The sequence below is a fragment of the Streptomyces sp. SCSIO 30461 genome, from assembly GCF_037023745.1.
In the GTDB taxonomy this organism is placed as follows: Bacteria; Actinomycetota; Actinomycetes; order Streptomycetales; family Streptomycetaceae; genus Streptomyces.
Map to the genome: position 1 here is coordinate 3,174,979 of NZ_CP146101.1, position 26,993 is coordinate 3,201,971.

A 26,993-nucleotide genomic window follows, 5' to 3' on the forward strand; every position below is an offset into this window, starting at 1 on the left:
GAGTGAGCAGGGCGGGCGGCCGCAGGCGATCCATCGCGTGGGGGCGTGGGTGGCTACCTACGGCCTCGTAGGTTACGAAACCGTAGGTTAAGCACACGGTCGGCCGACGGCCAAGCCCGCGTCCGTTATATGCCGTTACAGCAGGTCAGGAGTGCAGGTCACGGAGGCGAACGGAGAGGCAGGTCACGCAGCCTTCGAGCTTCTCGAACTCGCTGATGTCCACGAGGACCGGTTCGTAGCCGAGGTCCGTGAACAGTTCCGCCGTCTTCGGAGCGCTCGCTGCCATCAGCAGCCGGCCACCGCCGAGCAGCACCACATGGGACCCGGGCTCCTCGGGCACCGGCAAGAACCGAGGGAACAGCGCGGGCTGGTCCACCAGCGGCTCGTAGCCGATCACGGTGCCGTCCGGCAGCGCCGTGACGGCCGACTTCAGATGGAGCACCTTCGAGATGGGCACGGCGACCACGTGCGCGCCGAGCGGTTCGAACGCGGCGCGCAGCTGCTGGACTCCGGCGGCGTTGGTGCGCCCGCCGCGGCCCACGTAGACCGTGTCGCCGATCTTGAGCACATCGCCACCGTCGAGGGTGCCGGGCTCCCGCACCCGGTTCACCGAGCAGCCGAGACGCGTCAGCGTCTCCTCGACCGCTGCCGTCTCGGCCCTGCGGGTCTCGGCCCCGGAGCGGGCGATCAGTGCCACGTTCCGGAACATCACCACGGTGTCCTCGACGAAGACCGAGTCGGGGCAGTCGTCCGTGGCTTCGGTCTCGACGGTCTCCCAGCCGTGCCGGCGCAGTGCCTCCGCATAGGCCTCCCACTGGGCGAGCGCCGCCGCCGCGTCGACGGGACGGCGCTCGATGTGAGTGACCAGCCCTTCGGCCAGGCGCGGATCAGGGCGTCGGATCAGGGCTTTGCGGCTTGGCAACGGAATCTCCCGGGAGGCTCGGGTACGGGTGATGCGCGCCCATCATCACCCGCGGCCGCCCACCCGGGTAGAGAGCCGTTCCCCGTGTGTGCGGGCCACCCGGCGCTACGCACGGGTGCCCGTCGCGCTGCCTGCTGTTCCGCCGCCACGGCGCCTATCGCGCCTCCAGGGCCGTCCGCACCTCCTCCCGAGTCGTGGACCGCAGCTCGCCATCGAGCAGCAGCCAGCGAGTGATCCCGACGGAGTCCAGGAACCGCACATCATGGCTGGCCACGATCAGCGCCCCCGCGTACGCCTCCAGGGCTACTGCCAGGCTCCTGACACTTGCCATGTCCAGGTTGTTCGTCGGTTCGTCCAGCATCAGCAGCTGCGGTGCGGGATCCGCGAGCAGCAGTGCGGCCAGGGTGGCCCGGAAGCGCTCACCGCCGGACAGCGTCCCCACGGCGCAGTCCGCCCGCGCGCCCTTGAACAGGAAGCGCGCGAGCCGCGCCCGGATCGCGTTGTCCGTCGCCGCGGGGGCGAAGCGGGCCACGTTCCCGGCCACGCTCAGACCGTCGTCGAGCACATCAAGCCGTTGCGGGAGGAAGCGCCACGGGACGTGCGTCTCCACCTCGCCCGAGACCGGGGCGAGTTCCCCCGCGATGGTGCGCAGCAGGGTCGTCTTTCCCGCGCCGTTGCCGCCCACGAGGGCGATGCGCTCCGGGCCGCGCAGCTCGAACCCACCCGAGACGCGGGCACCGTACGCGAGTCGCACATCGCTCAGCCGCAGCACCTCACGGCCCGGGGGCACCTTGGTGTACGGCAGCTCGATACGGATCTCGTCGTCGTCGCGCACCGCGTCCACCGCGTCGGCGAGCCGCGCCTTCGCCTCGTCGAGCCTCTCGGCGTGCATGATGCGGTGCTTGCCCGCCGACACCTGGGCCTGCCGCTTCCGCTCGCCCATCACGACCTTGGGTTCGCGTTTGTTGTCGTCCATCTTCTGGCCGTAGCGCTTGCGGCGGGCGAGCTTGACGTGGGCGTCCGCCAGCTCCCGCTTCTGGCGCTGCACATCGGCCTCCGCGACCCTTACCATGCGCTCGGCGGCCTGCTGTGCCACGGCCAGGGCCCGCTCGTAGTCCGAGTAGCCGCCGCCGTACCAGGTGACCTCGCCCTCGCACAGGTCGGCGATCTGGTCGACCCGTTCGAGGAGTTCGCGATCATGGCTGACCACGATCATCACCCCGGACCAGGTATCCACCGCCTCGTAGAGCCGGGCGCGCGCGTGCAGGTCCAGGTTGTTCGTGGGCTCGTCCAGCAGCAGCACGGCCGGACGGGCCAGCAACAGGGCCGCCAGTCGCAGCATGACGCCCTCGCCACCGGACAGCTCGCCGACGGTGCTGTCGAGACCGACATGGCCGAGCCCGAGCCGGCCGAGCGTGGCGCGTGCCCGCTCCTCCACGTCCCAGTCGTCGCCGACGGTGGTGAAGTGCTCCTCGCGGGCATCGCCGGACTCGATGGAGTGCAGTGCGGCCCGGGTGGCGGCGATCCCGAGCGCTTCGTCCACGGGCAGCGCCGCGTCGAGCACCAGGTTCTGCGGCAGATGGCCGATCTCGCCGGCCACCCGCACCGAGCCGCCGGTGGGAGTGAGCTCACCCGCGATCAGCCGCAGCAGCGTCGACTTGCCCGAGCCGTTGAGCCCGACCAGCCCGCTCCTGCCGGGGCCGGTGGTGAGATGGAAGTCATCGAACACGGGGGTGCCGTCCGGCCAGGCGAAGGACAGCGCGGTGCAGGTGACGGACGTGAAGGAAGTAGACATACGGGTCTCCCTGTTGCGGTGGAAATGCGGGTGGGCAACGGGTGAGACACCGGTCGGGGCAACGCGAAACCCTGGTCCGGAGGATTCGGGACGATACGCTCGTAACGCCGAGGTCACACACGGCACGCCGGCCGGAAAGGCCGCGTCGCACGGTGTCTCAGGACCTCAGACGAGCAATGTCCTTCTCCGATCAGCGACAACAGGGACAGGGGAGAAGTTAGGCCCAGCAGGGCGGTCGGGCAAGCGAATTGCCGGCCGGGCCGGCGAGTCAAGTGGCGCTGCCACCCAGCAGTTCCGCGAGGTCCCCGTCGAGGTCGAGGAACAGGTGCTCATGGCCCTGCGGGACCATCCCGTCGATCCGCTCCAGGAAGACGCGCAGCTCGGAGGTGCGGATGTGCACGATCGCGGTGCCCTCGGGTGCGTGGAACTCCACCACGGTCCGGTCGTAGCCGTACGGCCGCACGCGCACATCGCCCACACCGGCCGACTCCTCCATGCCCGCGGCGAGCAGCTCACGCGAGAAGGCCCAGGAAACGTCGGTGCCCTCCAGGGTCGCCGGGGCGGGGAACTCCATGCTGACGGCGAACGGATCCGCCCGGTCGTAGCGAAGAGTGGCGGGCACGGACTCCATCTTCGGGGCCGACGCGACCAGGCGGGCCTGCACGGCCTGCTCGATGATGCTGGACAAGTCCTGCTTCCTCTCGTCATTGCGGCGCGGCGACGCCTCTTCGCGCTCAGGAAGACGACGACCGGCCGAAATCCGTGCATCGGCCGTGGAGGTCGGGCGCGTGAGCTGCGTCACCGCCCCGGAACCCCGGTCGCCGAGGCGGTCTGGACCCGCCGCCTCCGGTGGACTACGTTCGCGCGCCATGACCTCACAGGGGAAGACGCGACGCACGATTTCCACGGGACTCTGCGGTGCGGCGCTGGTGGCCGTCCTCGCCGTACCTTCACCGGCGCAGGCGGCGGCAGGTCCCGCCCCGGCGCACTGGGAGCTGGGGCAGACCGGTACGGACGCACGGTTCAGGGGACTCGCCGCGGTCAGCCGGAACATCGCGTGGGCGGCGGGGTCCAAGGGCACGGTATTGCGCACCACTGACGGCGGCCGTAGCTGGCGGAACGTCTCTCCGCCCGGCGCGGGCGGGCTGGAGTTCCGGGACGTCGAGGCCTTCGACGGCAGACGGGCGGTGGTGCTGGCCATCGGTGAGGGAGAGGCATCCCGGGTCCTGCGCACCAGCGACGGGGGCGCCACCTGGACCGAATCGTTCCGCAACACCGACCCCAAGGCGTTCTACGACTGCCTCACCTTCTTCGACCACCGCAACGGTCTCGCCATGAGCGACCCTGTCGACGGCAAGTACCGGATCCTGTCGACCGGCGACGGCGGGAAGTCATGGAAGGTGCTGCCGAGCGCAGGGATGCCGACCGCCCAGCCGGGCGAGGCGGGATTCGCAGCCGGCGGCCAGTGTCTGGTGAGCTCGGGACCGAGGGACGTCTGGCTCGCCACCGGAGGCGGGGTCACCGCGCGCGTGCTCCATTCCGCCGACCGCGGACTGCACTGGACCGTCGCCGAGTCCACGATCCCGGCCGGGGACCCGGCACGCGGGGTCTTCGCCCTGGCGTTCCGCGACCGCGTGCACGGGCTCGCGGTCGGTGGGGACTACCGCACCGGCCAGGCATCGCCGCAGGCGGGCGCGACGACCGTGGACGGCGGCCGTAGCTGGCGGCAGGCTTCCACACCCCCCGCCGCCTACCGTTCGGGCGTCGCCTGGCTCCCGCACAGCCGCTCCGCGGCCCTCGCGGTCGGCCCCACGGGCACGGACCTGACGACCGACGGCGGCCGCACCTGGCGCACCGTAGACACCGGCTCCTTCGACACGGTCGACTGCACGCCGGACTTCGGCTGCTGGGCGTCGGGTGAGCAGGGCAGGGTCGCCAGGCTGGAACCCGGGAGTCCGAAGGCCGCCGACGGCCCCTGAGTAAGATCTTCATGATTCTTCTAGGGCGTGTTGCGAAAGTAGCTCCGTCCGCCCGCAGGGCGGGGCCTGTGGCGTCTGGTGCGTGCGATCGCAAGGCGGAGGATCATCCTCGTACTGGACGTACTTGGATGACTCCGACAACGCGGCGAGCGTGCGTGCCAGGCGTCGCGGGTCAGGAGGGACTTTCGCAACACGCCCTAGGTGACTGGTGTTAAGCGGGTCGTCCTGGGCGTGCGGTGTCGCCGTTGGGGGTGTCAGGGTCGTGGTTGCTGGCTGGTGGTCGGGCGGCGTGTGGGCGGTTCGTGGCCGTCGTGGGGGCTGTTGAGGGCTTGGCACGGCCGCGTGCGGGTCGTTTGCATGGTCCAGGGCGCCCTCGGGACGGTCAGCCGGCGGCGACCGCCCACTTGTCACTGCCTGTGGACATGATTCCGAGCACGCCGAGCCGCGCGACGTTGACGGCGGCGGCCAGCAAGGAGAAGTCGGCGGCGATCTTGGCCCGGCCCCGCACCCGGGCGCGGCGTCCGCCGTGTCGCCGCCGCATCAGGTGGGCGATCTTGCGTTCGACCTTGGGGCGGGTGGCCCGGTAGGCGGCCAGCCAGACGGGGTCCGCACTGCGAGCCCGGCCCCGGGCCAGGTGTTCTTCGTGAGGGCCGATGGTGATGACGCGTCCGTTCCTGGCGGTAGTGCACTGCGCCGCAAGGGGGCAGGCGGCGCAGGCGGTCTTGAAGCAGGCCGCCCCACCGCCATCAGACTTCGGGCGGATCGCGGCGGTCACCTGGTTCGGGCAGGTGACCTGCCCTGCCTCCAGATCGATGGTGAAGGCGTCCTTGGAGAACCGCCCACCGGGCGCGTTGGCCGCCTGCACCTTGACCATCACCCGGGCGCCCGCGTCGTCCAGCTCGGCCAGCAGCGGCCCGGTCCCGTAAGCGGCGTCGCCGTAGACTTCGGCCCGCGCCTGGTCTGCCTGCTCGGCGGCAGGTGGTTGGAGAACGTCGGCGAGCAGGTCGGCGGCGGGCTCGGCATCGCCGGCGTTGCCCGCCGTGACCTCGGTCGCGGTGATGACCTCGCTGTCGGGTTCCTCGGCCACATGACCCTTGTAACCGTCGAAGGACCGGCGGACGGTCTTGTGGCCGTGCCGGGCCTCGGGATCAACCGTGGAGATGACCCGGTCCGCGGCCACCTTGCGGGCGATCTTGAAGACGCCCCCGTCCTGCTCCAGGTCCTGGCCCAGCACGGTGGCCAGCAACCGCGCGGCCTGGCCCACATCCCCGGGCACGGCCCGGCCGTCCAGCACGGTCAGCAGCGCGAACCCGTCACGGGCCCGCGAATCGATGAGGGCTTCCCGCTCGGCCGCGTCCGTCCAGTCGATGACCGGCTTGTCCGTGCTGGTGTAGGCGTCCCCGCTGGAGATCACCGCCCGCAGCTCGGCCCGCAGCACGTGATCGGCCGCCCGCAGCAGGCCGCGGATGGCCGAACGGATCAGCGTGATGGTGTCCTGCGTGGCCACCGCGTCATAGATCGGTGCCGAGTCCAGCACCCTCCTGCGGCCGACCAGTCCGGCCTGTGCAGCAACCTCTACCGTCCGCTCGAAGATCCGGTTCGGCCGGGCGGAAGCGGCAAGCCTCGCCCGCATGTCGACCAGCACGGTGTGCACGAACCCCGGATGGTCGAAGTCCAGCCCGCCGGCGGCGTACTTCCAGCGCACATCGAACGCGAACCGCTCGACCGCCTCGCGATCGGACAAACCCTCCAGACGCTGCAGGACCATCACGACCGCCACGATCATCGGCGGCACCGACCTGCGGCCGTCCTCGGCGAACAGATCGGCGAACATCTCATCGGGGAACAACGCCCGGCACTCGCGGTGCAGCACCGCGTAGATCGAGTTCGGCGCCAGCCGACCCTCGCAGAAACCCACTGTGGAGGAGAGCAACCCCGGCTGCATCGGAGTCCGGCCCACTGCCATCGCTCAACCTCTCCCCACACCCAGCGACCAACACCCCGCAGCCTGACACAGGACGAAGACCCAGCGCGAGCTCACACGATTAACACCAGTCACCTAGGGCCTTTCGCGCCGGATTCCGGTGCGAAAGGCGGCCGAGCGCAGTGGCGCGCCTGGTGGCTTCGGTCGCCCGGTTCGCGGTGTCGTCGAACGGCGTCGGAGTCCGGCACCGCCGCCTCGCGGAACCCGCGGCCCGGCGGCCACCCGCGTCAGTCCGGACGGCTGCCGATGCTCAGGCTGTTCCCGGGAGCTGCTGCCGGTACGGTGCGAGCTCCGGAACGGTCTTCGTCGCATAGAACTCCGTGACGCGGTAGCCGCCCACCCCGCCGCTGATGAAGGGGTCGGTCTTGAGCAGCTCCTCGACCCGGGCGCGGTCATCCCCGACGGCCAGCAGCACTCCGCCGTCACGGGGGTTCTTGCGACCGGAGGCGATGACGACACCGTCCCGGTACAGGGCCTCAAGCCACTCCACATGAGCGCCGAGCAACTCGTCCACCTGCTCGATGGGCGCGGTATAGGTCAGTTCCAGTACGAACATGATCGGCAGACTACTGACTCGGTCTTCATCCTGTGCGGCGGGGGAGCCGGTGTCGGGTGCGAGCCGGGCCCTTCGGGCGGACGGTGCCGGTTCCGAGGCAACTAGGCTTGGGGATCATGACCAGCCTGAGGACACCGTCCGACGAGATCGAGGCCCGCGCCGTCCAGGACGAGTTGCGTGCCCGTGTCGTGCTCGATGAGCTCGGCCCGCCGCCCGGCAGCGGGCTGGTCACCGGAGTGGACGTGGCCTATGACGACGAGCGCGATATCGTCGTCGCCGCCGCCGTGGTGCTCGACGCACGGAGCCTTGAGGTCGTCGAGGAGGGCACCGCGACCGGGCGGGTCGACTTCCCCTACGTGCCGGGGTTGCTGGCCTTCCGCGAGGTGCCGACCGTGCTGGCCGTCCTGGAGTCGCTGGAGAGCGCCCCCGGACTCGTCGTGTGCGACGGCTACGGCCGCGCCCACCCGCGCCGCTTCGGACTGGCCAGCCATCTGGGCGTGCTGACGGGCCTGCCCGTGATCGGCGTCGCCAAGAACCCGTTCACGTTCGCCGCCGCCGCACCGGGACCACTGCGCGGTGACAGCTCGCCGCTGCTTGCGGACGATGGTGAGGAGCTCGGGCGGGCGCTGCGTACCCAGGACGGGGTCAAACCGGTCTATGTGTCCGTCGGGCACCGTGTCTCCCTCGACAACGCCTGCGCCCATACGCTGGCCCTGGCAAGGGACTTCCGACTCCCCGAGTCGACGAGGCGGGCCGACGCCCTGTGCCGCCGCGCCCTGCGCGAGGCGACGGACGGAACGTCCGCATCCCGGCCGGGTGACCGCGGGACTCAGGCCAAACCGAGTTCGCCGACGGTCTGACCGCCGCTCTCTTCGCCGGTCGGCCGGAATCCGAGCCTCAGATAGAACGCCTCGGGGCCGTCATCGCCGGGATGCCAGGTCGTGGTGAGGCGGGCGCCACCGCGTCGGCGGATCTCGGCAGCGACGGACTCGACCGCGAAGCGCCCGTATCCGCGGCCCTGTTCACCGGCCGCGATGTTCAGCCGCCAGAGACCCGAGCGGATGTCGGAGCCCGCTCCGTCACCGGCCCAGTCGATGTCGAAGAAGGCCATCAGGAACCCGACCGCACGGTCGCCGTCGAGGATCAGCCGGGGCCAGGCGGTCTCCGGGTGCGCATAGGCCTCGGCGAGCGACTTCACCACCGGCGCGACCCGGTGCTCCTGGTCCTGGCGCACCCGGACACCAAGAGCGGTGTCGATATTGGCCGCGGTGATCTTCTCCAGTCGGAGTCCTGTCGTCATCTCCCCACAGTAGACGGCGGGATCAGTGGCTTCCCGCCCAGCGCGTCGTCCGCCTCCCGTCTACGACGGCGGTCAGCGCGGATCGGCGACCCGGAACACGATTCCCGCCGCGCGCAGCCGTTCCAGCAGTGCGTCTCCCAACGCGACGGCGGTGGTGACCTGGCCCGCGGTCTGCGGCAGTTCGTCGAACGCGAGGCTGAGCACGGACTCGGCGAGGATCTTCGCCGTCTCCCCGTAGCCCGGATCGCCGCCCGAGACCTCGGTGAGGACACGCCGCCCGCCGCCTTCGCCGACGAAGCGGAGCTGGAACCAGCTCTGATCACGCCGCTCCGCGCTCGGCCCGCGCCCCGGCTCGTAGCGGTGCATCAGCCAGGTGCGGGCGGCCGGCAGCTGAGCCAGGGCGGCGACGGCACCGAGTGCGGCAGGGGCCCCGAGCGCCACGGGCAGCGTCTTGACGGAGGCGTAGTGCCGGTACTGGAAGTCGGGACCGTACCGGGGGAGCCGCCGTGCCGAGCGGGTCACGATCTGCGGGTCCAGGGTGGGCAGCGGCAACGCCCAGGTGCCGGTCTCCTTGCTGAATCGAGGCATGGCGAACGGGGCCCGGGCCTTGCGGCCCACCAGCCGGGGCTCGTGCAGTCGCCGCTCCCGCGCGGCGCGCAGGGCGTGGCGCTGGCGACCCGCAGCGGTGACGGCCGAGGCGAGGGTGCCGCCGGAGATCAGCCCTCCCGCACGTACGAAGCCGTCCACTCGCAAGGGCACGTCCTCGGGCAGCTGCTGAACCGTGAAGTACACCCCCAGATCGTGTGGCACCGAGTCGAAACCACACGCATGGACGATCCGGGCTCCTGTCTCGCGGGCCCTGGCGTCGTGCCGCACGAACATCGTGTCCACGAATTCGGGCTCGCCCGTGAGATCCGCGTAGTCCGTGCCCGCTTCTGCGCAGGCGGCCACCAGCGGCTCGCCGTACCAGACGTAGGGACCCACCGTCGTGGCCACCACCCGTGTGGACTCGGCGAGTTCGCGCAGCGCCGTCGGATCGGACGCGTCGGCGACGATCAGCGGCAGGTCCGCGCAGCCGGGGTGGTCGGCCGCGAGCCGCTCCCGCAGTCGCTCCAGTCTGGCGCGGCTGCGCCCGGCGACGGCCCAGCGGCAGCCCTGCGGCGCATGTGCGGCGAGATACTCAGCGGTCAGCGTGCCGACGAAGCCGGTGGCTCCGAAGAGCACGATGTCATACGGCCGGTCCGGCCCGTTCTGCCTGTTCACGCTGACCCCTTCAGCTCCTGCTCCGGGCCCCGTCCGGTTGATCCGGCGGGCTGACCGACCGGACACGGGACCGTGGCCCCGCGCCGATGCCGATGGGCGAGGCTAGCGTGAGTCGTGCACATCCGTGCGATCGGGAGGACCAGATGGCGGCACCGCCGAAGGCGGCCTTGGCGAAATGGGAGAAGGCGCGGTCCTTTGCCCTGGGCCTGCCCGAAGCCGCCGAGGAGTTTCCCTGGGCCGAGACCGTGGCGAAGGGCGACAAGAAGGTGTTCGTCTTCATGGGTGTGACCGACGGAACCCATCCGTTGGCGTCGGAGTGAAGGTGAAGGATGAGGCGATGCACGCGCACGCTCTGTCGTGCCCCCGGCGCGCAGCCGTCCGGTTACGGCCTCGGGAAGGCGGGCCGGGTGCAGATCCCGCCGGCGGGGAAGAGCGCTCCGCCGGCCGATGCGCAGTGCGACTGGGTGAACGAGAGCTACCGGGCTGGCGCCCCGGAGAAGCTGATCGCACGGCTCGACGCGGTGGGCTGAACCTCCGGGGCCGAGACCTCGGCGCAGCGGAAGAACCAAGCGCTTGCTCGCTCGTAGGGCTTGTGCGAAGTGGAACACGTTCTTAACATCACCGATGTTACATCAGTTGTGTCATAGCGCTGGGGGCTTGATGGCAGCCACAGGGAACGGCCCGCGGGGCGGTCCGCTCGCGGGAGTGCGCGTGGTCGAACTGGCCGGTATCGGGCCAGGCCCGTTCGCGGCGATGCTCCTCGCCGATCTCGGCGCCGACGTCGTACGCGTCGACCGCCCTGGTGGCGCCGGAATCTCCATCGACCCGGCGTACGACCTCACGAACCGCAACAAGAGGTCCGTGCTGATCGACCTCAAGTCGGGCGACGGCGCCGAGCGGGTGCTCGATCTGGCCGAGCGCGCCGATGTGCTGATCGAGGGCTACCGCCCGGGCGTCGCCGAGCGTCTCGGCGTCGGCCCCGACGAGTGCCACGCGCGCAACCCCAGACTGGTGTACGGCCGGATGACCGGCTGGGGACAGGACGGGCCGCTCGCCCAGCGCGCCGGCCATGACATCTCGTATATCGCCATCACCGGCGCACTCGGCATGATCGGTAGACCGGACGAACCGCCCGCCGTGCCCGCCAACCTGCTGGGCGACTACGCCGGTGGTTCGCTCTACCTCGTCATCGGCGTACTGGCCGCGCTCCAGCACGCCGGTACACCCGGCGGCTCGGGACAAGTGGTGGACGCCGCCATCGTCGACGGTGCCGCCCATCTCTCCACCATGATCCACGGGATGATCGCGGCGGGAGGCTGGCAGGACCGGCGCGGCAGCAACCTCCTCGACGGTGGCTGCCCCTTCTACGGGAACTACCGGACCGCCGACGGGCAGTACATGGCCGTCGGAGCCCTTGAGCAGCAGTTCTACGACCAGTTCATCGAGCTGCTCGGGCTCACAGGACGGACGCCGGCCCGTAAGGACTTCGACAGCTGGGGCGAGCTGCGCGCGGCCGTCGCCGCCCGCTTCCGCACCAGGACCCGCGAGGAGTGGACCGCGGTCTTCGAGGGTTCGGACGCCTGTGTGGCGCCCGTGCTCTCGCTGCGCGAGGCACCGGGGCACCCGCATCTCGCGGCCCGCGGCACCTTCACCGAACACGGGGGCATCACCCAGCCGGCCCCGGCACCCCGGTTCTCCGCCACGCCCGGCGAGGTGCGCCGCGGCCCGGCCCAGCCCGGCGCGGACGCCGACGAGGTCGCACGCGACTGGGGCGTACCGAGCGTCCTGCACAAGAGTGAGGACGAGGCCGGTTGACGCCCGAGCCGACGGCCCGACCGATGACACTCACACAACCGACGGACGACATGGTGGAACTGGGGGCAGTGCAATGAAGCGGGAGATCTTCGGCACCGAGCACGAGGCGTTCCGGGAGACGGTCCGCACCTTCCTCGCCAAGGAGGTGCTGCCCCACTACGAGCAGTGGGAGCAGGACGGCATCGTCTCGCGCGCCGCATGGCTGGCCGCGGGCAGGCAGGGACTGCTCGGTCTGGCCGTTCCCGAGGAGTACGGAGGCGGGGGGAACCCGGACTACCGCTACAGCGCGGTACTCGGTGAGGAGTTCACCCGGGCCGGGGTCTCGGGACTGGCCGTGGGCCTGCACAACGACATCATCGGGCCGTATCTCACCTCGCTCGCCACCGATGAGCAGAAGCGGCGCTGGCTCCCCGGCTTCTGCACCGGCGAGATCATCACGGCCATCGCCATGACCGAGCCGGGCGCGGGCTCCGACCTCCAGGGCATCCGCACCACCGCCGACGACTGCGGTGACCACTGGCTGCTGAACGGCTCCAAGACCTTCATCTCCAACGGCATCCTGGCCGACCTCGTGATCGTCGTGGCGAAGACCACCCCCGAGGGCGGTGCCAAGGGGTTGTCCCTGCTGGTCGTGGAGCGCGGTACGGAGGGATTCGAACGGGGACGCAACCTCGACAAGATCGGCCAGAAGGCGCAGGACACCGCCGAGCTGTTCTTCAACGACGTGCGGGTGCCCAAGGAGAACCTGCTCGGCGACCTCGACGGCGCGTTCGGGCACCTGATGACCAATCTCGCCCAGGAGCGGCTGAACATCGGCGTCGCCGGGATCGCCGCGGCCGAGAACCTGCTGGAGATCACCAAGCAGTACGTGCGGGAGCGCGAGGCCTTCGGGCGGCCGCTGGCCAAACTCCAGCACATCCGTTTCGAGATCGCCGAGATGGCGACGGAGTGTGCCGTCACCCGGGCGTTCCTGGACCGCTGCATCGTGGACCACTCCAACGGGGAACTCGACGCGGTGCACGCGTCGATGGCCAAGTGGTGGGCCAGCGAGCTGCAGAAGCGGGTCGCCGACCGCTGCCTCCAGCTGCACGGCGGATACGGCTATATGACCGAGTACCGCGTGGCGAAGGCGTTCACGGACGGCCGTATCCAGACCATCTACGGCGGGACCACCGAGATCATGAAGGAGATCATCGGCCGTTCCCTGCTCGCCTGACCGCGGTGTCGCGACCGGCACCCCCGCACTCCCCGAAGACCGATCACCCCAGCCTCTCCACTTCTCCACCCTCGACCGCCCCGACTGCGCACCCCGCACTCGTGATGCGAAAGGCTCTGTCTTGAGTACCGAAGCGTTTGTGTACGACGCGATCCGCACCCCGCGTGGACGCGGCAAGGCCAACGGCGCCCTGCACGGCACCAAGCCGATCGACCTCGTCGTCGGCCTGATCCACGAGATCCAGGACCGCTTCCCGTCGTTGGACCCCGCCGCCATCGACGACATCGTGCTCGGTGTCGTCGGCCCGGTCGGCGACCAGGGATCCGTCATCGCCCGGATCGCCGCCATCGCCGCCGGACTGCCCGACACCGTCGCCGGCGTCCAGGAGAACCGCTTCTGTGCCTCGGGCCTGGAGGCCGTCAACATGGCGGCGATGAAGGTCCGCTCCGGCTGGGAGGACCTGGTGCTCGCAGGCGGAGTCGAGTCGATGTCCCGCGTTCCTATGGGCTCGGACGGCGGAGCCTGGTTCGCCGACCCGATGACCAACTTCGACACCAACTTCGCCCCGCAGGGCATCGGCGCCGACCTGATCGCCACGATCGGCGGTTTCACCCGCCGTGCCGTGGACGAGTACGCCGCGCTCTCCCAGGAGCGGGCCGCCGCCGCCTGGAAGGACGGCCGCTTCGACCGCTCGGTCGTCCCGGTCAAGGACCGCAACGGGCTGGTCGTCCTCGACCACGACGAGCACATGCGCCCCGGCACCACGGCGGACTCCCTGGCCTCGCTCAAGCCGTCGTTCGCGGCGATCGGAGAGATGGGCGGCTTCGACGCCGTCGCGCTGCAGGAGTACCACTGGGTCGAGAAGATCGACCATGTCCACCACGCCGGCAACTCCTCCGGCATCGTGGACGGCGCCTCGCTCGTCGCGATCGGCTCCAAGGCGGTCGGAGAGCGCTACGGGCTCCGGCCCCGCGCCCGGATCGTGTCCGCAGCGGTCTCCGGTTCCGAGCCGACCATCATGCTCACCGGGCCGGCGCCCGCCACCCGCAAGGCCCTGGCGAAGGCCGGGCTGACCATCGACGACATCGACCTGGTCGAGATCAACGAGGCGTTCGCCGCCGTCGTCCTGCGCTTTGTCGAGGACATGGGGCTCTCCCTCGACAAGGTCAACGTCAACGGCGGAGCGATCGCTCTCGGCCACCCCCTGGGCGCCACCGGGGCGATGATCCTCGGCACGCTCATCGACGAGCTGGAGCGCCAGGACAAGCGCTACGGCCTGGCCACGCTGTGCGTCGGCGGCGGTATGGGCATCGCCACCATCGTCGAGCGCCTCTGAGCGCCCCGCCCCCTTCCGTCACCTGACCGTTCCCGCATACGGAGAAGCAGCAATGACCGCAACGCCGACGAGCTCCACCATCCGCTGGGAGCAGGACGAGACCGGTGTCGTCACCCTCGTGCTCGACGACCCCAACCAGTCCGCCAACACCATGAACCGGGCCTTCCAGGAATCCATCGCGGCCATCGCCGACCGCGCGGAGGCCGAGCAGGACTCGATCCGCGGCATCATCGTCACCTCCGCCAAGAAGACCTTCTTCGCGGGCGGCGACCTCAAGGACATGATCCAGGTCGGTCCCGAGCACGCGCAGGAGACTTTCGACCGCGGTATGGGCATCAAGCACGCCCTGCGCCGTATCGAGACCCTGGGTAAGCCGGTCGTCGCCGCCATCAACGGCAGCGCGCTGGGTGGCGGTTACGAGATCGCCCTCGCCTGCCACCACCGCATCGCGCTCGACGCGCCCGGATCCAAGATCGGCCTGCCCGAGGTCACCCTCGGACTGCTTCCGGCCGGCGGTGGCGTCACCCGCACCGTGCGTCTCATGGGCATCGCCGACGCGCTGCTCAAGGTGCTCCTCCAGGGCACCCAGTACAACCCCGCGCGCGCCCTGGAGAACGGCCTCGTCCACGAGGTCGCCGCCACACCCGAAGAGATGCTGGCCAAGGCACACGCCTTCATCGACACCCACCCCGAGTCGCAGCAGCCCTGGGACGTCAAGGGCTACAAGATCCCCGGCGGTACGCCGTCGAACCCGAAGTTCGCCGCCAATCTGCCCGCCTTCCCGGCCAACCTGAAGAAGCAGCTGAACGGCGCCCCCTACCCGGCCCCGCGCAACATCCTCGCCGCCGCGGTCGAGGGCTCCCAGGTCGACTTCGAGAACGCCCAGGTCATCGAGGCGCGCTACTTCACCGAACTGCTCACCGGGCAGACCGCGAAGAACATGATCCAGGCGTTCTTCTTCGACCTCCAGGCCGTCAACTCAGGTGCCAGCCGTCCCAAGGGCATCGAGTCGCGCAAGGTCCGCAAGGTGGCCGTGCTCGGCGCCGGGATGATGGGCGCGGGCATTGCGTACTCCTGTGCCAGGGCCGGGATCGAGGTCGTCCTCAAGGACGTGAGTGTCGAGGCCGCGCAGCGCGGCAAGGACTACTCGGTGAAGTTGCTCGACAAGGCGCTGAGCCGGGGACGCACCACCGAGGCCAAGCGCGACGCTTTGCTCGCCCGGATCACCCCGACCGGCGACCCTGCCCACCTCGCGGGCTGCGACGCCGTGATCGAGGCGGTCTTCGAGGACTCGGCGCTCAAGCACAAGGTGTTCCAGGAGATCCAGGACGTCGTGGAGCCGGACGCCCTGCTCTGCTCCAACACCTCCACGCTGCCGATCACTCTGCTCGCGGAAGGTGTGGACCGCCCGGTCGACTTCATCGGGCTGCACTTCTTCTCGCCCGTCGACAAGATGCCGCTGGTCGAGATCATCAAGGGTGAGCGGACCGGCGACGAGGCACTGGCCCGCGCCTTCGACCTGGTGCGTCAGATCAACAAGACCCCTATCGTCGTCAACGACTCACGCGGCTTCTTCACCTCGCGGGTCATCGGCCAGTTCATCAACGAGGGCGTGGCGATGGTCGGCGAGGGCGTCGAGCCCGCGTCGATCGAGCAGGCCGCAGCGCAGGCCGGATACCCGGCCAAGGTGCTGTCGCTGATGGACGAGCTGACGCTGACGCTGCCGCGCAAGATCCGCAACGAGTCGAAGCGGGCCGTCGAGGAGGCCGGGGGCACCTGGACCGGTCATCCCGCGGACGCCGTGATCGACCGCCTGGTCGACGAGTTCGGCCGCACCGGCCGCAGCGGCGGGGCGGGGTTCTACGACTACGTCGAAGGCAAGCGCGCCGGGCTGTGGCCCGGGCTGCGTGAGCACTTCGGCAAGCCGGGGGCGGATGTCCCGTTCGAGGACATGAAGGAGCGGATGCTCTTCTCCGAGGCGCTGGACACCGTCCGCTGCCTGGAGGAAGGCGTGCTGATCACGGTCGCCGACGCCAACATCGGCTCGATCATGGGCATCGGCTTCCCGGCATGGACGGGCGGAGTGCTCCAGTACATCAACGGCTACGAGGGCGGTCTGCCGGGCTTCGTCGCCCGGGCCCGCGAGCTCGCGGCCACGTACGGCGAGCGCTTCGAACCGCCTGCGCTGCTGGTGGAGAAGGCGGAGAAGGGCGAGACCTTCGCCGACGCCTGACAACGCTGACGCGATGCGTCACGAGGGACGGGCCCGGCTGCACCGGGGCCCGTCCCTCGCCCCGTAGACGGAACGTGCCTCAGGGAGCGGGACCGGGATCCGCATCCGGTATGCGCTCCAGGAGTTCAGCGAGGACATCCAGTCGGAGCGCCGCGCGATGCACGTCGGTGGGCGTGACGCTGCCCGCCGGGGGCGGCGGGCGGCACCACGCCGAGATAGCCGACGCGCCGCTCGGGGTCCGCCCTGCGGGCGTCATCGGCCACCTCGTAGGACCACAGCTGCTGGTTCCACCGCCACAGACACCGGGACGAACCGATCCGGATCAGGGTCAGTTCCCAGTCCGGACGGTACGTCCGCATGAGCCCACCGGGCCTCAGCTGAGCGAACCGCATGATGCTCCCCCTGGACCGACCTGGTGCCGCCTCGGTCGGCGGCCGTCGCTCACAACGCTGGACGCCACCCCTGACATCGATGCTGATACTCAGGTTCCGGTGGTCGTGGCCCTGCCACTGACTGACGCCCTGCTGGGCTGTCCACAAGCTGTTCCGTCAGCGGGCCCGGCCCCATCCGAGCGGTCCGGTTCGGCGTCGAACACCTCGCGCAGTTCCTGTCGCAGCGTGCGCTGGAAGGCAGTCACCAGGGCCTGGACCACCATCGGCTGCATATGCGCCGACAGCGATTTCATCGCGGCGACATGATCGTGGCCGGGGTCCGACTCCCGCTCCCGGTATGGGCTCCACACCTCGTCCTGGAAGATGCGGCTCATCTCGTGCGCGGCGGCGCGGGCGTGTTCGAGCAGCGCCGCACGGGCGGCCAGCAGCGTCTCATGGGGGATGGGTACGTCCAGCAGCTCGATCCCGAGCCTCAGTAGCCCGCCGTCCAGCCGGTACACCTCGGGATCCGGCGTCCGGTCCAGCACCCCCATCGCCGCCAGCCGGCCGATGTCCTGGCTCGACAGGGCCCGCCCGGCGCGCTCTTCCAGATCCCCCCGGCGCACTTCATCGGCGGACTCCGGCCCCCAGGACGCCACCAGCGCCCGGTGGATGGCCAGATCACGCGCACTCAGATCGGACGGCAGCTGCTCGACGTAGCGTTCGATCGCCGCGAGCGTCATCCCCTGGTGCTGGAGCTCCTCGATCAGGGCCAGCCGGGAGAGATGGGTGGACCCGTAGTGACCGACGCGGCGTGCACCGATCACCGGCGGCTGCAGCAGCCCGCGGGTGCTGTAGAACCGGATGGTGCGTACGGTGACCCCGGCGCGGGCGGCCAGTTCGTCGACGGTGAGCGTCGGCTCGTCGGGCTCGGTCGCCATGGTCTCCCTCGTTCCGTGCACGTTCCGATGCGGGCAGGCGGCGACGCGTGGTGGACGCGGTGGATCGCAGCGAACCGCAGTGGAACAGTATTGCTGTCTCACCAGTCTTGTGAAAGTGCGGGGAACGAGCAGATCTTGTCATGGCTACGCCAATCCCCGAGTGGGTCTCGGTCCCGAGCGGGGGCGCCGCTCCCGGCCGGTAGACCTCGCCCGGTCCGGCGCCGCCGGGCGCGGTCGGCCGGTTCTGAACCCAAGGCCCCCGATTCGGCCGCGGGCTCGCGGGTGGTTCATGGGCGAGGTGGAGCCGATCATCGAGCGGCGCCTCCTGGCACGGGACATCGCCGTGACCCTCCACGACCGCGAGGCTCGAGTGCCGCTACTGCTGCGGCCGGACGTCGTGAGCCGGTGAACCTGTCCGGTCACAGCGCTAGAGTGCGGTGCTTGTTCGAACGGGCGCGAAGGGGGAGACGGCAATTGAGCGCGCATCTGAGAGAGACCGCGTCGGAGTTGGCCGACGTGCTGTGGCGGGAGCACACGGTGTACAGGGACCGGGCGGGGGGTGTGGTCATCCGGGGGGACCACGTCCAGCGCTGGATCAGCCTGGCGCCAAGCGGCGGACGCGACGAGATACTCCTGCGCGCCGGACGGATCCTGGACGGTGGCACCACCGCGCCCGCGCGTTCGGAAGCGGTCGCCAGTCGCGCTGCGGGGACGGCCGAGCTGGCCGCGGTATGCCGCAGGCTGCTGGCCGAAGCGGCGCCTGAAGCCGTGCCTCCACTGCCGCTCGGCAAGCGGCCCGCACGCATCAGGAACCGGAGCCGTCGACGACACACCAGCATCGGCTGCTGGGTGGTTCTGGGATGTGTCTTCGCCGCTGTCGGGTACTACGTGTACAGCGTGGCGCAGGCCTACCGGTAGCTGCGCCCGCCCGGTCCCGCAACCGGCGATCGCCTCTCCCGCGCCCGCGCGGGAGAGGCGATTTCGCCCGGCGTGCCGATGGCGTTCCGGGCGGTCATCGACGGACTACGAGGCGGACCCGGTCACCGGGTAGTGGTCCGACAGGTTGCTGTACGTGTAGTCCTTGCCCCAGCTGGTGACCGTCCAGGGCGTGGTCTGCTCCTTGACGACGTCGTTCTTCCAGCCGGACGGCTTGGCATGGCCCGCTCGGTGCAGCACGTAGTCCAGGTCCTCTCGCGGGTCGTCCGGGTAGCGGTCGGCCGCGATGGAGTTGTCCCGGGTGTCGAAGGAGTACGGGTGGCCGGTGCGGGCATCGGCGGTGGTCAGCCCGGCGTCGCCGAGCATGGTGCCGTACTCGGGGGTGCGGAAGTCCACGTTGAAGTCACCGGCCACGATGACCTGCTCGGACGCCGGTATGTTCTTGCCGTCGAGGAAGGCGTCCATCGCCTTGAACTGACGGCTGCGCATCGTGGCCGCCTCGCCGGACGAGCAGCCCGGGTCGGTGGACTGCGCGTGCGTGCCGACCACGTGCACCTTCGCGCCGTTGACGTTCAGGACGACGTAGACGAAGCCCTTGTTGGACCACCAGTCGGCACCGCACGCGTCCTTGTAGACGTATTGCTCCTTGCGCAGGATCGGCCACTTGCTCAGGATCGTGACACCGCCGTCCTCCGGCGTCACGGACGAGTACGAACCGCCGGTCGCGTCCCAGCCGCTCTTGGAACGGCCCAGCACCGGGGTCTGGTACGGGTACTGCGCCGCCGCGTTCCGCATCAGAGCCTCGGAGGAGGAGTTGTCGAACGCCTCCTGGAGGACGACGACATCGTGGCCCCGGAAGAAGGACGCCGCGGGTATCGCCTTGGCACGGTGGTCCTGGCCCCAGTTCGGGTACAGGGTCTTGCTGAACAGGAAGGCGTTGTACGTCAGCACCTTCATGGCAGGCGTCGCGTCGGCGGCGGCTTCGGCGGAGGGGGTTGCCGCGGCCAGTGCGACGGCCGTGAGAGCCGTGGAGAGAGCAGCGCCGCAGGCACGGCGAAGCGAGGAATGCGCCACATGAACTCCCGGTTGTGGGGTGGGTTCTCGGCTGGAATCAGGCCAGCGGGCACATCAAAGCAGCGGCGGTTACTTCGGGGTAGCCTCCAGACGCCGCTTTCCTTGCGGAAGCATCTCCATCGGGCGAACTTCGTCCTGACGTCCGCGGACAGTCCTCAGCGGCGGCTGCCCGCATCTTGTGATCGCATACTGGGATCGGAAGGCAGGGGCCTCGAGCCTGCCCGACGACAGCGACGACAGCGACGACAGCGACGACAGCGACTCAGGGAGGCCGGGATGCGCGGAGCGGACGACCCGGTGCCACCGCCCGTCGGCGGGATGCTGTGGAGCCTCACGGGGGACATCCGCGGTCTGCTGATGCTGCCGGCGGCCCTGACCATGCAGGTCGCCCACCCCGCCGTGGGCGCCGGAGTCGACGAGCACTCCGTCTTCCGTACCGACCCGTGGGGGCGTGGAGAGCGCTCCCTGCGCTCACTCCAGCTGTGGGTGTACGGCGGTTCGGCGGCGGTCGACGAGGGCCGGCGGCTGCGCGCGCTGCACCGGAACATTCAGGGCACCGACAGCCGAGGCCGCCGTTACCACGCGCTCGCTCCGGAGAACTACGCGTGGGTCCACGCCACCGGCTTCCCCGTCTACCAGTACGCCTGCCGCTACCTGTACCGCCCGCTCACCAGCCGGCAGGAGCGGCAGCTCTACGCGGAGTGGCTCCAGGTGGGCCGGATCCTCGGAATCCACGACCGGGACATGCCGGGCACCATCGAAGAGTTCTGGCCGTACTACCGCCAAATCCTTGCCGACGAGCTCGAAGCCACCGCCGTGGTCCGGGACCTCGTGTCCGTCGACCTGCCCGTTCCGGAACCTGACCGGGGACCGCTCCCGCTTCGGCTGCTGCTGAAGTGGTGCTGGCCGGTGCTGATGCCGTTGTTCGTACGCTTCCGGCGCTTCGTCACCATCGGGCTGATGCCGCCCGACGCTCGTACGGCGATAGGGCTGCCGTGGACGAACCGGCAGGAGCGGCGCCTGCGCCGACTCGGTCGCGTCGTACGGGCCGTGGTCCCCCTGCTCCCCGAGCGGCTGAGGTATCTCCCGCTTGCCCGCGCGGCACGCGCTGCGGCTCGCAAGCCACCGGGACCGGTGCACCCGCACGGGCACAGGGTGCCGTGAAGGGAGGCCCCGGTCCCGTGGCCGATGCTGTCGGCCCGGACCGGGCCGACAGCGGCTGAGTGCCCCGATCAGCGGCCGCGCTGCTCGCCTGCATGCTCGTGGACCGTGTCGGTCCGGGCGATCTGCTTCCATGACCTGGGCTCGCGCACCGCGCCCGCGTCCGTACGGGCCGCTCGTGCCGAGGTGGTGCCGCCTGTCGGCTGGGCGGGCTTGGACGGCTGGAACAACCAGGTGTCGAAGAGCGCGGCGAGCGGCTTCCCCGAGATCTCTTCGGCGTACTCCACGAAGTCGCCGACCTCGGCGTTCCCGTCCGCCCTGGCCGCGGGCCAGCTCTTGAGAAGGGCGAAGAAGTCCTCGTCGCCGATCTCGACCCGCAGGGCCTGGAGGGCCGCCGCGCCGCGGTCGTACACGGCGAGGTCGAACTGCTTGTCGGGACCCGGGTCGCCCGGCTTCACCTTCCAGAACGGGTCGTCCGCCGGGTGCTGGGCGTAGACGTAGTCCGCCAGCTCCTGAGCAGTGCCCTCGCCCTCCTTCTCCGACCACAGCCACTGGCTGTAGCGCGCGAAGCCCTCGTTGACCCAGATGTCCTTCCATCCCTTGACCGACACACTGTCCCCGTACCACTGGTGTGCCAGCTCGTGCACCACCACCGAGACGTTCGCGCCGTTCGCGAACTGGCGCGGGCTGTAGAAGGGGCGGGTCTGGGTCTCCAGGGCGTATCCGGTGGGCACGTTCGGCACATAGCCGCCGAGGGCGTTGAACGGGTAAGGGCCGAAGACCTCCTCCAGCCACTCCGCCGCCTCGATCGTGCGCTCGATACTCGCGCGGGCCGCTCCCGCGGTGTCGCCGAGGTCGAGGCTGTAGGCGTTGAGGACCGGAAGGCCCTTCGCGGTCTTGTCGGTCGTGATGTCGAACTTGCCGACGGCGAGTGTGGCCAGATACGTCGCCTGTGGCTTGTTCGAGCGCCAGTTGAAGCGGGTCCAGCCCAGCCGTGAGGACCGGGACAGCAGAACGCCGTTGCTGATGGCCTGCGTCCCGTCCGGTACGGACACGGAGATGTCGTACGTCGCCTTGTCCAGCGGGTGGTCGTTGGAGGGGAACCACCACACGGCCGACTCCGGCTCACCCGCGGCGACACCGCCGTCGGGGGTGCGCAGCCACGCGGTGTAGCCGTCGATCTTCAGCTCCGACGGCTTCCCCGCGTACTTCACCACCACCGAGAGGGGGGCGCCCTTCGCGAGCGGTGCGGCAGGGGTGACCTCCAGCTCGTGCGCGCCGGTGGCGGCGAAGGTTGCCTTCTTCCCGTTGACCCTGACCTCGCCGACCTTTAGGCCGAAGTCCAGATTGAACCGGGACAGATCCTGCCGCGCCGTGGCGAGCAGGGTGGCCGTGCCCTCCAACAGGTCCGTCTGCGGCTGGTACTTCAGCCGCAGATCGTAGTGCGAGACGTCGTACCCGCCATTGCCGCTGGCCGGGTAGTAGGGGTCTCCCATTCCCGGCGCCCCGGGTGCCGAATCGGCCGCCGATGCCGGGACAGCCAGCACCAGGGTGGCGGCGAGTGCGCTCGGGAGGAGGATTCTGCGCTGCACGAAGTGCTCCAAGTCGTCGGGGCCGGTGATCTCTTCGGATGCCTCGGACCCTATTCACGCGGTGCGGGCGCAGTCGTGTCCATGGCCCCTGATGTCACACGAATGCCATCCGGCCGACATCCTCATCCCGGTTCGGGCGGTTCGGGCGACCGGCGGGTCCCGGACCGTCCCGGTACGCCCAGGCCGGGTCCCGGCGGCTTCCAGCCGGTCCGGCACGCAGGGTCCGTCCCAGTCCGGCCGGGAACCGCCGTGCTGCCCAATCGCACCCTGTCGCGCAGGAGTTGCCCGGCGTACCGTGCGCCCATGCCGATACCCGCCCGGTACAGCCGCGTCCTGCCCGCCGTCCTGGCCCTCTGCGCCGGGCTCGCCGCACCCATGGTGGGTCCCACCGCCCACGCGGCACCCATCGCCCGGACGGCGCAACCGCGTACAGGTTTCGAGGAGTCCCAGGGAGCGCGCTGGACCAGCCAGGCGGAGGAGGCGGCCTTCCTCGCGGGCGTCGACCGGGTCGGCGGGCGGCTGTCGATGCGTACCGTCGGTACCACCGGGCAAGGGCGCCCGCTCCGGCTGGTGCGGATCGGGAGCGGCCATCCCACCGCGAACACGATGCTGCTGATCTGCAGTCAGCACGGCGACGAGCCGTCCGGACGCGAAGCCTGCCTCATCACCATCCGCGACCTCGCCATGGCCGGCGACAGCGCCACCCGGCGATTCCTGGATCGCACCACCGTGCTCGTCATCCCCACGGCCAACCCGGACGGCCGCGCCGCCGACACCCGGGGCAACGCCGACGGCGTCGACATCAACCGGGACCACATCGCCCTCGGAACCGCCGAAGGACGGGCCATGGCCGCCGTCATCCGGGACGAGCAGCCGGATGTCGTCTACGACCTGCACGAGTACGGGGCGACCCCGCGGTACTACGACAAGGACCTGCTCGCCCTGTGGCCGCGCAACCTCAACACCGACTCGGCGGTCCACGGTGAGGCGCGCACCCTCTCCGAGACCTATGTGCGCCCCGCGGCCCACGAGGAGGGGTACAGCAGCGGCACCTACGGGATCTGGACCGATCCCGTCACCGGCGAGCCGGTGAAGCAGGTCGCCGGAGACGGGCAGGAACGCATCCTGCGCAACGCCGCGGGCATCAAGCACTCCATCGGCCTACTCGTGGAGACCCGGGTGGACGCCCGCACCGACGCCGAGGAGCAGGATCCGGCCCTGAACAGCAGGCGCCGGGTGGACAGCCAGCTCACAGCACTGGACGGCGCCTTCCGCTTCGTGGCCGAGCGGCGCACCCGCGTCGAGGCCGCCACGGGACGTGCCCGGCTCGCGGGCTTCACCGACCGGGGACCGGTGTATCTCGGCGGAGCCGACAACGATCCGGCGACGCCCGACCAGACATTGGCCGACCCGCCCTGCGGCTACCGGTTGTCCGCGGCGCAGTACGCGGACGTACGGGACGAGCTGGCTCTGCACGGAGTCGTGTCCCTGCCGCTGGGGCCGAGGGGCCTGGACGGAGCGTATGTGCCCCTGCGGCAGTCCCAGCGTCAGCTCGTCGCGCTGCTGCTCGACGGACGGGCCGCCTACCACCTCACCGAGGGGCAGCCGCGCACGCGGTGCTGACACCGGGCCCGGCGCTGCGGCACGGTGCGTGACGCGACACCCACAGCGTGTCGAGCGAGTGGGCGTCGGCGCACCGGGGTCCGCTGGGACCCCATAGAATCGGCCTCCTCATGAGTGCAACCCTCGTCGCCAAGGACCTCTCCGCCGGGCACGGCGAACGATCACTGTTCTCCGGACTCGACCTCGTGGTCGCACCTGGTGACGTGATCGGTCTCGTCGGTGTCAACGGCGCCGGAAAGTCCACGCTCCTCAAGCTGCTCGCCGGGATCGAGAAGCCCGAACAGGGCACCCTGCGTCTGTCGCCGCCCACCGCCTCCGTCGGCCACCTCCCCCAGGAACCGGAGCGGCGCGACGGCGAGACCGTCCGGGACTTCCTCGCCCGGCGCACCGGTGTCGCCGCCGCCCAGTCCGCGATGGACGAGGCGACCCAGGGCCTGGTCGACGGCACGCCCGGTGCGGACGACGCGTACGCGGCGAGCCTGGAGCGCTGGCTCGCGCTCGGCGGAGCCGACCTCGACGAGCGTGCCGACGAGGTCGCCGACTCGCTCGGGCTGTCCGTCGGGCTCGACCAGCCCATGACCTCCCTGTCCGGAGGCCAGGCCGCACGCGCCGGCCTCGCCTCACTGCTGCTGTCCCGCTATGACGTGTTCCTCCTCGACGAGCCCACCAACGACCTGGACCTGGACGGTCTGGAGCGGCTGGAGAAGTTCGTCCGGAGCCTGCGCGCCGGCACCGTGGTCATCAGCCATGACCGCGAGTTCCTCGCCCGCACCGTCACCAAGGTCCTCGAACTGGACCTCGCCCAGCAGCAGATCGCCCTCTACGGCGGTGGATACGAGGCGTACCTGGAGGAACGCGACACGGCACGTCGCCACGCCCGCGAGGAGTACGAGGAGTACGCCGACAAGCGGGCCGCGCTGGAGGACCGTGCCCAGACCCAGCGCTCCTGGATGGACAAGGGCGTCAAGAACGCCCGCCGCAAGGCGGGCGACAACGACAAGATCGGGCGCAAGTTCCGCAGCGAGTCCAGCGAGAAGCAGGCCGCCAAGGCGCGCCAGACCCAGCGGATGATCGAACGCCTCGACGTGGTGGAGGAGCCCCGCAAGGAGTGGGAGCTTCGGATGGAGATCGCCACCGCACCCCGCTCCGGGTCCGTGGTCGCCACCCTGCGCGACGCCGAGTTGCGGCGGGGCGACTTCCACTTCGGGCCGGTCTCCCTCCGGATCGACTGGGCCGACCGGGTCGCCATCACCGGCGCCAACGGCGCTGGTAAAACGACCCTGCTCGCGACCCTGCTCGGCCGGCTGCCGCTGGACGCGGGACACGCTGCGCTGGGTTCCGGGGTCGTCGTCGGGGAGGTCGACCAGGCGCGGAAGCTGTTCCATGGCACGCAGTCGCTGCTGGACGCCTTCTGCGCGGCGGTTCCCGACACAGAACCCGCCGATGTGCGTACGCTGCTCGCCAAGTTCGGGCTCAAAGCCGCCCATGTGCTGCGCCCCGCGGTGAGCCTGTCTCCTGGGGAGCGCACCCGGGCGGCCCTCGCCCTGCTCCAGGGCCGCGGAGTCAACCTCCTCGTCCTCGACGAGCCCACCAACCACCTGGACCTGCCGGCCATCGAGCAGTTGGAGTCCGCGCTGGACTCGTACGGCGGCACGCTGCTGCTGGTCACGCACGACCGGCGGATGTTGGACGCGGTCCGTACGACGCGCCGCGTCGAGGTCGCGGACGGAAAGGTGACCGAATCCTGATGACCGGCGAGGAAGGTACGGCGGGTATGGCGGACATGCCGGACGGGGCCGACCGGGACGACGTGCTGTCCCGGCTGTTCGCGCTCGTGGACGACCTCGACGCCGATGTCGACGAGACCATCGACCTGGCCGACGAGATCGCGGCGTCCGGTGACGCGGCTCTGCTGCCGCGCCTGGAGGCGCGGCTCGACCGTGGTGTCGGCGAACGGAACTCCTACGCCCGCGAGCTGCTCGGCGGGGTCATCGCGGCGATCGGAGGCGTACCCGCCCTGCCGGTGCTGCTGCGCGCGTCCGCCGTGGACCTCGGCGACGACCAGGACGGGCTCGCGGCGGAGATCGTGGACCTCGTCCATGCCGACCCGCCCGCGGCCCGCGCCCTGCTGGAGCCGCTGACGAAGGACGACGACCCCGCCGTACGCGACCGCGCGGAATGGGCGCTGAGGTTCGCCCCCTGATCAACTGAGGTCCGCACGCTGGTCGGTTGCCGCCCCCATGCGTGCCGCATCCCTGTGGGTACCGCGCGGGCTCGTCGGCGCGGACCTGCGTACACGGCCGCCGCGGTGGGCCGCCGTCACCGGACCGAAGGCCATCGGGTGGCGCCGTGCGGCGTTCGGTGGAGAATGCGTTCATGCGCATCCGAGCCGTACGCCTCGACGAACTGCCTGTTCTCCAGGACATCGAGAGGGCCGCCGGGCAGTGCTTCCGCGACATCGGCATGCCGGAGATCGCCGAGGACGAGCCGCTCACGCTCGCCGAGCTCGCCGGCTACCACCACGCCGGCCTGGCCTGGGTGGTGTCGGCCGGCGGCTCCGACACCCCGGTCGCTTACCTGATCGCCGACCGCGTCGACGGCAACCTCCATGTCGAGCAGCTCTCGGTGCACCCGGACAGTGCGCGCCGCGGTGTCGGCCGGTCGCTGCTGGACCACCTGGCGGCCCATGCCACGAGCGAGGACGCCCGTGCCCTGACGCTCACCACGTTCGCCGATGTTCCGTGGAACGCCCCGTACTACCTGCGCTGCGGTTTCCAGCTCCTGGACGACGACAGGCTCACCCCTGGTCTGCGGACGATCCGTGAGCGCGAGTCGGAGCACGGACTGGACCGGTGGCCGCGGGTCTGCATGCGCCGGACGCTGTGACACCGCGGAG

Annotated in this window: 23 protein-coding genes and 1 pseudogene; 13 read left to right on the forward strand and 11 right to left on the reverse strand. The window is 70.4% G+C overall.

The features are described 5' to 3' along the window. Positions 1-145: 145 nt before the first annotated feature. The 3 genes from ddaH to V1460_RS14050 all read right to left on the reverse strand — a co-directional run bounded on the left by ddaH (position 146) and on the right by V1460_RS14050 (position 3,405). Positions 146-922 carry a dimethylargininase gene (ddaH, locus tag V1460_RS14040; RefSeq protein ID WP_338674057.1) on the reverse strand — a complete coding sequence of 259 codons (777 nt, stop codon included), beginning with the start codon at positions 920-922 and terminating at the stop codon, positions 146-148. 154 nt (positions 923-1,076) lie between these two features. After that, positions 1,077-2,717 carry an ATP-binding cassette domain-containing protein gene (locus tag V1460_RS14045; protein WP_338674058.1) on the reverse strand — a complete coding sequence of 547 codons (1,641 nt, stop codon included), beginning with the start codon at positions 2,715-2,717 and terminating at the stop codon, positions 1,077-1,079. A 268-nt stretch (positions 2,718-2,985) separates the two neighbouring features. Beyond that, the gene (locus tag V1460_RS14050) at positions 2,986-3,405 is read right to left on the reverse strand and encodes an SsgA family sporulation/cell division regulator (RefSeq protein WP_338674059.1); all 420 of its coding nucleotides are present in this window, start codon (positions 3,403-3,405) and stop codon (positions 2,986-2,988) included. A gap of 181 nt (positions 3,406-3,586) precedes the next feature. On the opposite strand from V1460_RS14050, the gene V1460_RS14055 reads away from it, so the two are divergent. Further along, positions 3,587-4,696, forward strand: a complete 1,110-nt coding sequence (locus V1460_RS14055; protein WP_338674060.1) for an oxidoreductase — start codon at positions 3,587-3,589, stop codon at positions 4,694-4,696. Between the two features lie 382 nt (positions 4,697-5,078). On the opposite strand, the gene V1460_RS14060 is transcribed toward V1460_RS14055, so the two are convergent. Both V1460_RS14060 and V1460_RS14065 read right to left on the reverse strand, forming a co-directional pair. Further along, positions 5,079-6,662: an IS1182 family transposase gene (locus tag V1460_RS14060; protein ID WP_338672703.1), complete on the reverse strand. Its 1,584-nt coding sequence runs from the start codon at positions 6,660-6,662 to the stop codon at positions 5,079-5,081. A gap of 268 nt (positions 6,663-6,930) precedes the next feature. Continuing rightward, positions 6,931-7,236: a YciI family protein gene (locus V1460_RS14065; RefSeq protein ID WP_338674061.1), complete on the reverse strand. Its 306-nt coding sequence runs from the start codon at positions 7,234-7,236 to the stop codon at positions 6,931-6,933. Between the two features lie 116 nt (positions 7,237-7,352). On the opposite strand from V1460_RS14065, the gene V1460_RS14070 reads away from it, so the two are divergent. Beyond that, positions 7,353-8,096 (forward strand): endonuclease V, encoded by a 744-nt coding sequence (locus V1460_RS14070; protein WP_338674062.1) that lies wholly within the window; start codon positions 7,353-7,355, stop codon positions 8,094-8,096. On the opposite strand, the gene V1460_RS14075 is transcribed toward V1460_RS14070, so the two are convergent. Beyond that, entirely contained in the window at positions 8,066-8,536 is a 471-nt protein-coding gene (locus V1460_RS14075) for a GNAT family N-acetyltransferase (protein ID WP_338674063.1), read from the reverse strand. The two genes, V1460_RS14070 and V1460_RS14075, sit on opposite strands and share 31 nt — an antisense overlap. A 72-nt stretch (positions 8,537-8,608) precedes the next feature. Next, positions 8,609-9,799: a saccharopine dehydrogenase NADP-binding domain-containing protein gene (locus V1460_RS14080; protein ID WP_338674064.1), complete on the reverse strand. Its 1,191-nt coding sequence runs from the start codon at positions 9,797-9,799 to the stop codon at positions 8,609-8,611. A 143-nt stretch (positions 9,800-9,942) separates the two neighbouring features. On the opposite strand from V1460_RS14080, the pseudogene V1460_RS14085 reads away from it, so the two are divergent. The 5 genes and pseudogenes from V1460_RS14085 to V1460_RS14105 all read left to right on the forward strand — a co-directional run bounded on the left by V1460_RS14085 (position 9,943) and on the right by V1460_RS14105 (position 16,399). After that, a pseudogene (locus V1460_RS14085) lies at positions 9,943-10,329 on the forward strand (MmcQ/YjbR family DNA-binding protein). Between the two features lie 130 nt (positions 10,330-10,459). Next, entirely contained in the window at positions 10,460-11,614 is a 1,155-nt protein-coding gene (locus tag V1460_RS14090; RefSeq protein WP_338674065.1) for a CaiB/BaiF CoA-transferase family protein, read from the forward strand. A gap of 73 nt (positions 11,615-11,687) precedes the next feature. Beyond that, positions 11,688-12,830, forward strand: coding sequence for an acyl-CoA dehydrogenase family protein (locus V1460_RS14095; RefSeq protein WP_338674066.1), 1,143 nt, complete (start codon positions 11,688-11,690; stop codon positions 12,828-12,830). Positions 12,831-12,951: 121 nt separating this feature from the next. Then, positions 12,952-14,166: an acetyl-CoA C-acetyltransferase gene (locus V1460_RS14100; protein WP_338674067.1), complete on the forward strand. Its 1,215-nt coding sequence runs from the start codon at positions 12,952-12,954 to the stop codon at positions 14,164-14,166. Positions 14,167-14,218: 52 nt separating this feature from the next. Further along, on the forward strand, positions 14,219-16,399 hold the full coding sequence (locus tag V1460_RS14105) for a 3-hydroxyacyl-CoA dehydrogenase NAD-binding domain-containing protein (RefSeq protein ID WP_338674068.1): 2,181 nt from the start codon (positions 14,219-14,221) through the stop codon (positions 16,397-16,399). 125 nt (positions 16,400-16,524) lie between these two features. On the opposite strand, the gene V1460_RS14110 is transcribed toward V1460_RS14105, so the two are convergent. Both V1460_RS14110 and V1460_RS14115 read right to left on the reverse strand, forming a co-directional pair. Next, positions 16,525-16,791 carry a hypothetical protein gene (locus V1460_RS14110; RefSeq protein ID WP_338674069.1) on the reverse strand — a complete coding sequence of 89 codons (267 nt, stop codon included), beginning with the start codon at positions 16,789-16,791 and terminating at the stop codon, positions 16,525-16,527. An 89-nt stretch (positions 16,792-16,880) separates the two neighbouring features. Next, positions 16,881-17,711 carry a MerR family transcriptional regulator gene (locus V1460_RS14115; protein ID WP_338674070.1) on the reverse strand — a complete coding sequence of 277 codons (831 nt, stop codon included), beginning with the start codon at positions 17,709-17,711 and terminating at the stop codon, positions 16,881-16,883. Positions 17,712-18,185: 474 nt separating this feature from the next. Between V1460_RS14115 and V1460_RS14120 the strand changes: the two genes are divergently transcribed. After that, the gene (locus V1460_RS14120) at positions 18,186-18,629 is read left to right on the forward strand and encodes a hypothetical protein (RefSeq protein WP_338674071.1); all 444 of its coding nucleotides are present in this window, start codon (positions 18,186-18,188) and stop codon (positions 18,627-18,629) included. A gap of 105 nt (positions 18,630-18,734) precedes the next feature. Here the strand turns inward: V1460_RS14120 and sph are convergent, their stop codons facing one another. Beyond that, positions 18,735-19,721 carry a sphingomyelin phosphodiesterase gene (sph, locus tag V1460_RS14125; protein WP_338674072.1) on the reverse strand — a complete coding sequence of 329 codons (987 nt, stop codon included), beginning with the start codon at positions 19,719-19,721 and terminating at the stop codon, positions 18,735-18,737. A gap of 276 nt (positions 19,722-19,997) precedes the next feature. On the opposite strand from sph, the gene V1460_RS14130 reads away from it, so the two are divergent. Beyond that, positions 19,998-20,885, forward strand: coding sequence for an oxygenase MpaB family protein (locus V1460_RS14130; protein ID WP_338674073.1), 888 nt, complete (start codon positions 19,998-20,000; stop codon positions 20,883-20,885). A 68-nt stretch (positions 20,886-20,953) separates the two neighbouring features. Here V1460_RS14130 and V1460_RS14135 read toward each other — a convergent pair whose 3' ends face one another. Further along, positions 20,954-22,474, reverse strand: a complete 1,521-nt coding sequence (locus tag V1460_RS14135; protein WP_338674074.1) for a M1 family metallopeptidase — start codon at positions 22,472-22,474, stop codon at positions 20,954-20,956. A gap of 303 nt (positions 22,475-22,777) precedes the next feature. Here V1460_RS14135 and V1460_RS14140 point away from each other — a divergent pair, with 303 nt between their 5' ends. From V1460_RS14140 to V1460_RS14155, 4 genes are all read left to right on the forward strand, one after another. Next, the gene (locus tag V1460_RS14140; RefSeq protein WP_407077454.1) at positions 22,778-24,097 is read left to right on the forward strand and encodes a M14 family metallocarboxypeptidase; all 1,320 of its coding nucleotides are present in this window, start codon (positions 22,778-22,780) and stop codon (positions 24,095-24,097) included. Positions 24,098-24,207: 110 nt separating this feature from the next. Then, the gene (locus tag V1460_RS14145; RefSeq protein WP_338674075.1) at positions 24,208-25,845 is read left to right on the forward strand and encodes an ABC-F family ATP-binding cassette domain-containing protein; all 1,638 of its coding nucleotides are present in this window, start codon (positions 24,208-24,210) and stop codon (positions 25,843-25,845) included. Next, entirely contained in the window at positions 25,845-26,300 is a 456-nt protein-coding gene (locus V1460_RS14150) for a hypothetical protein (RefSeq protein ID WP_338674076.1), read from the forward strand. The genes V1460_RS14145 and V1460_RS14150 overlap by 1 nt, the downstream gene beginning before the upstream one ends. 173 nt (positions 26,301-26,473) lie before the next feature. Continuing rightward, the gene (locus V1460_RS14155) at positions 26,474-26,983 is read left to right on the forward strand and encodes a GNAT family N-acetyltransferase (protein WP_338674077.1); all 510 of its coding nucleotides are present in this window, start codon (positions 26,474-26,476) and stop codon (positions 26,981-26,983) included. Positions 26,984-26,993: the final 10 nt, after the last annotated feature.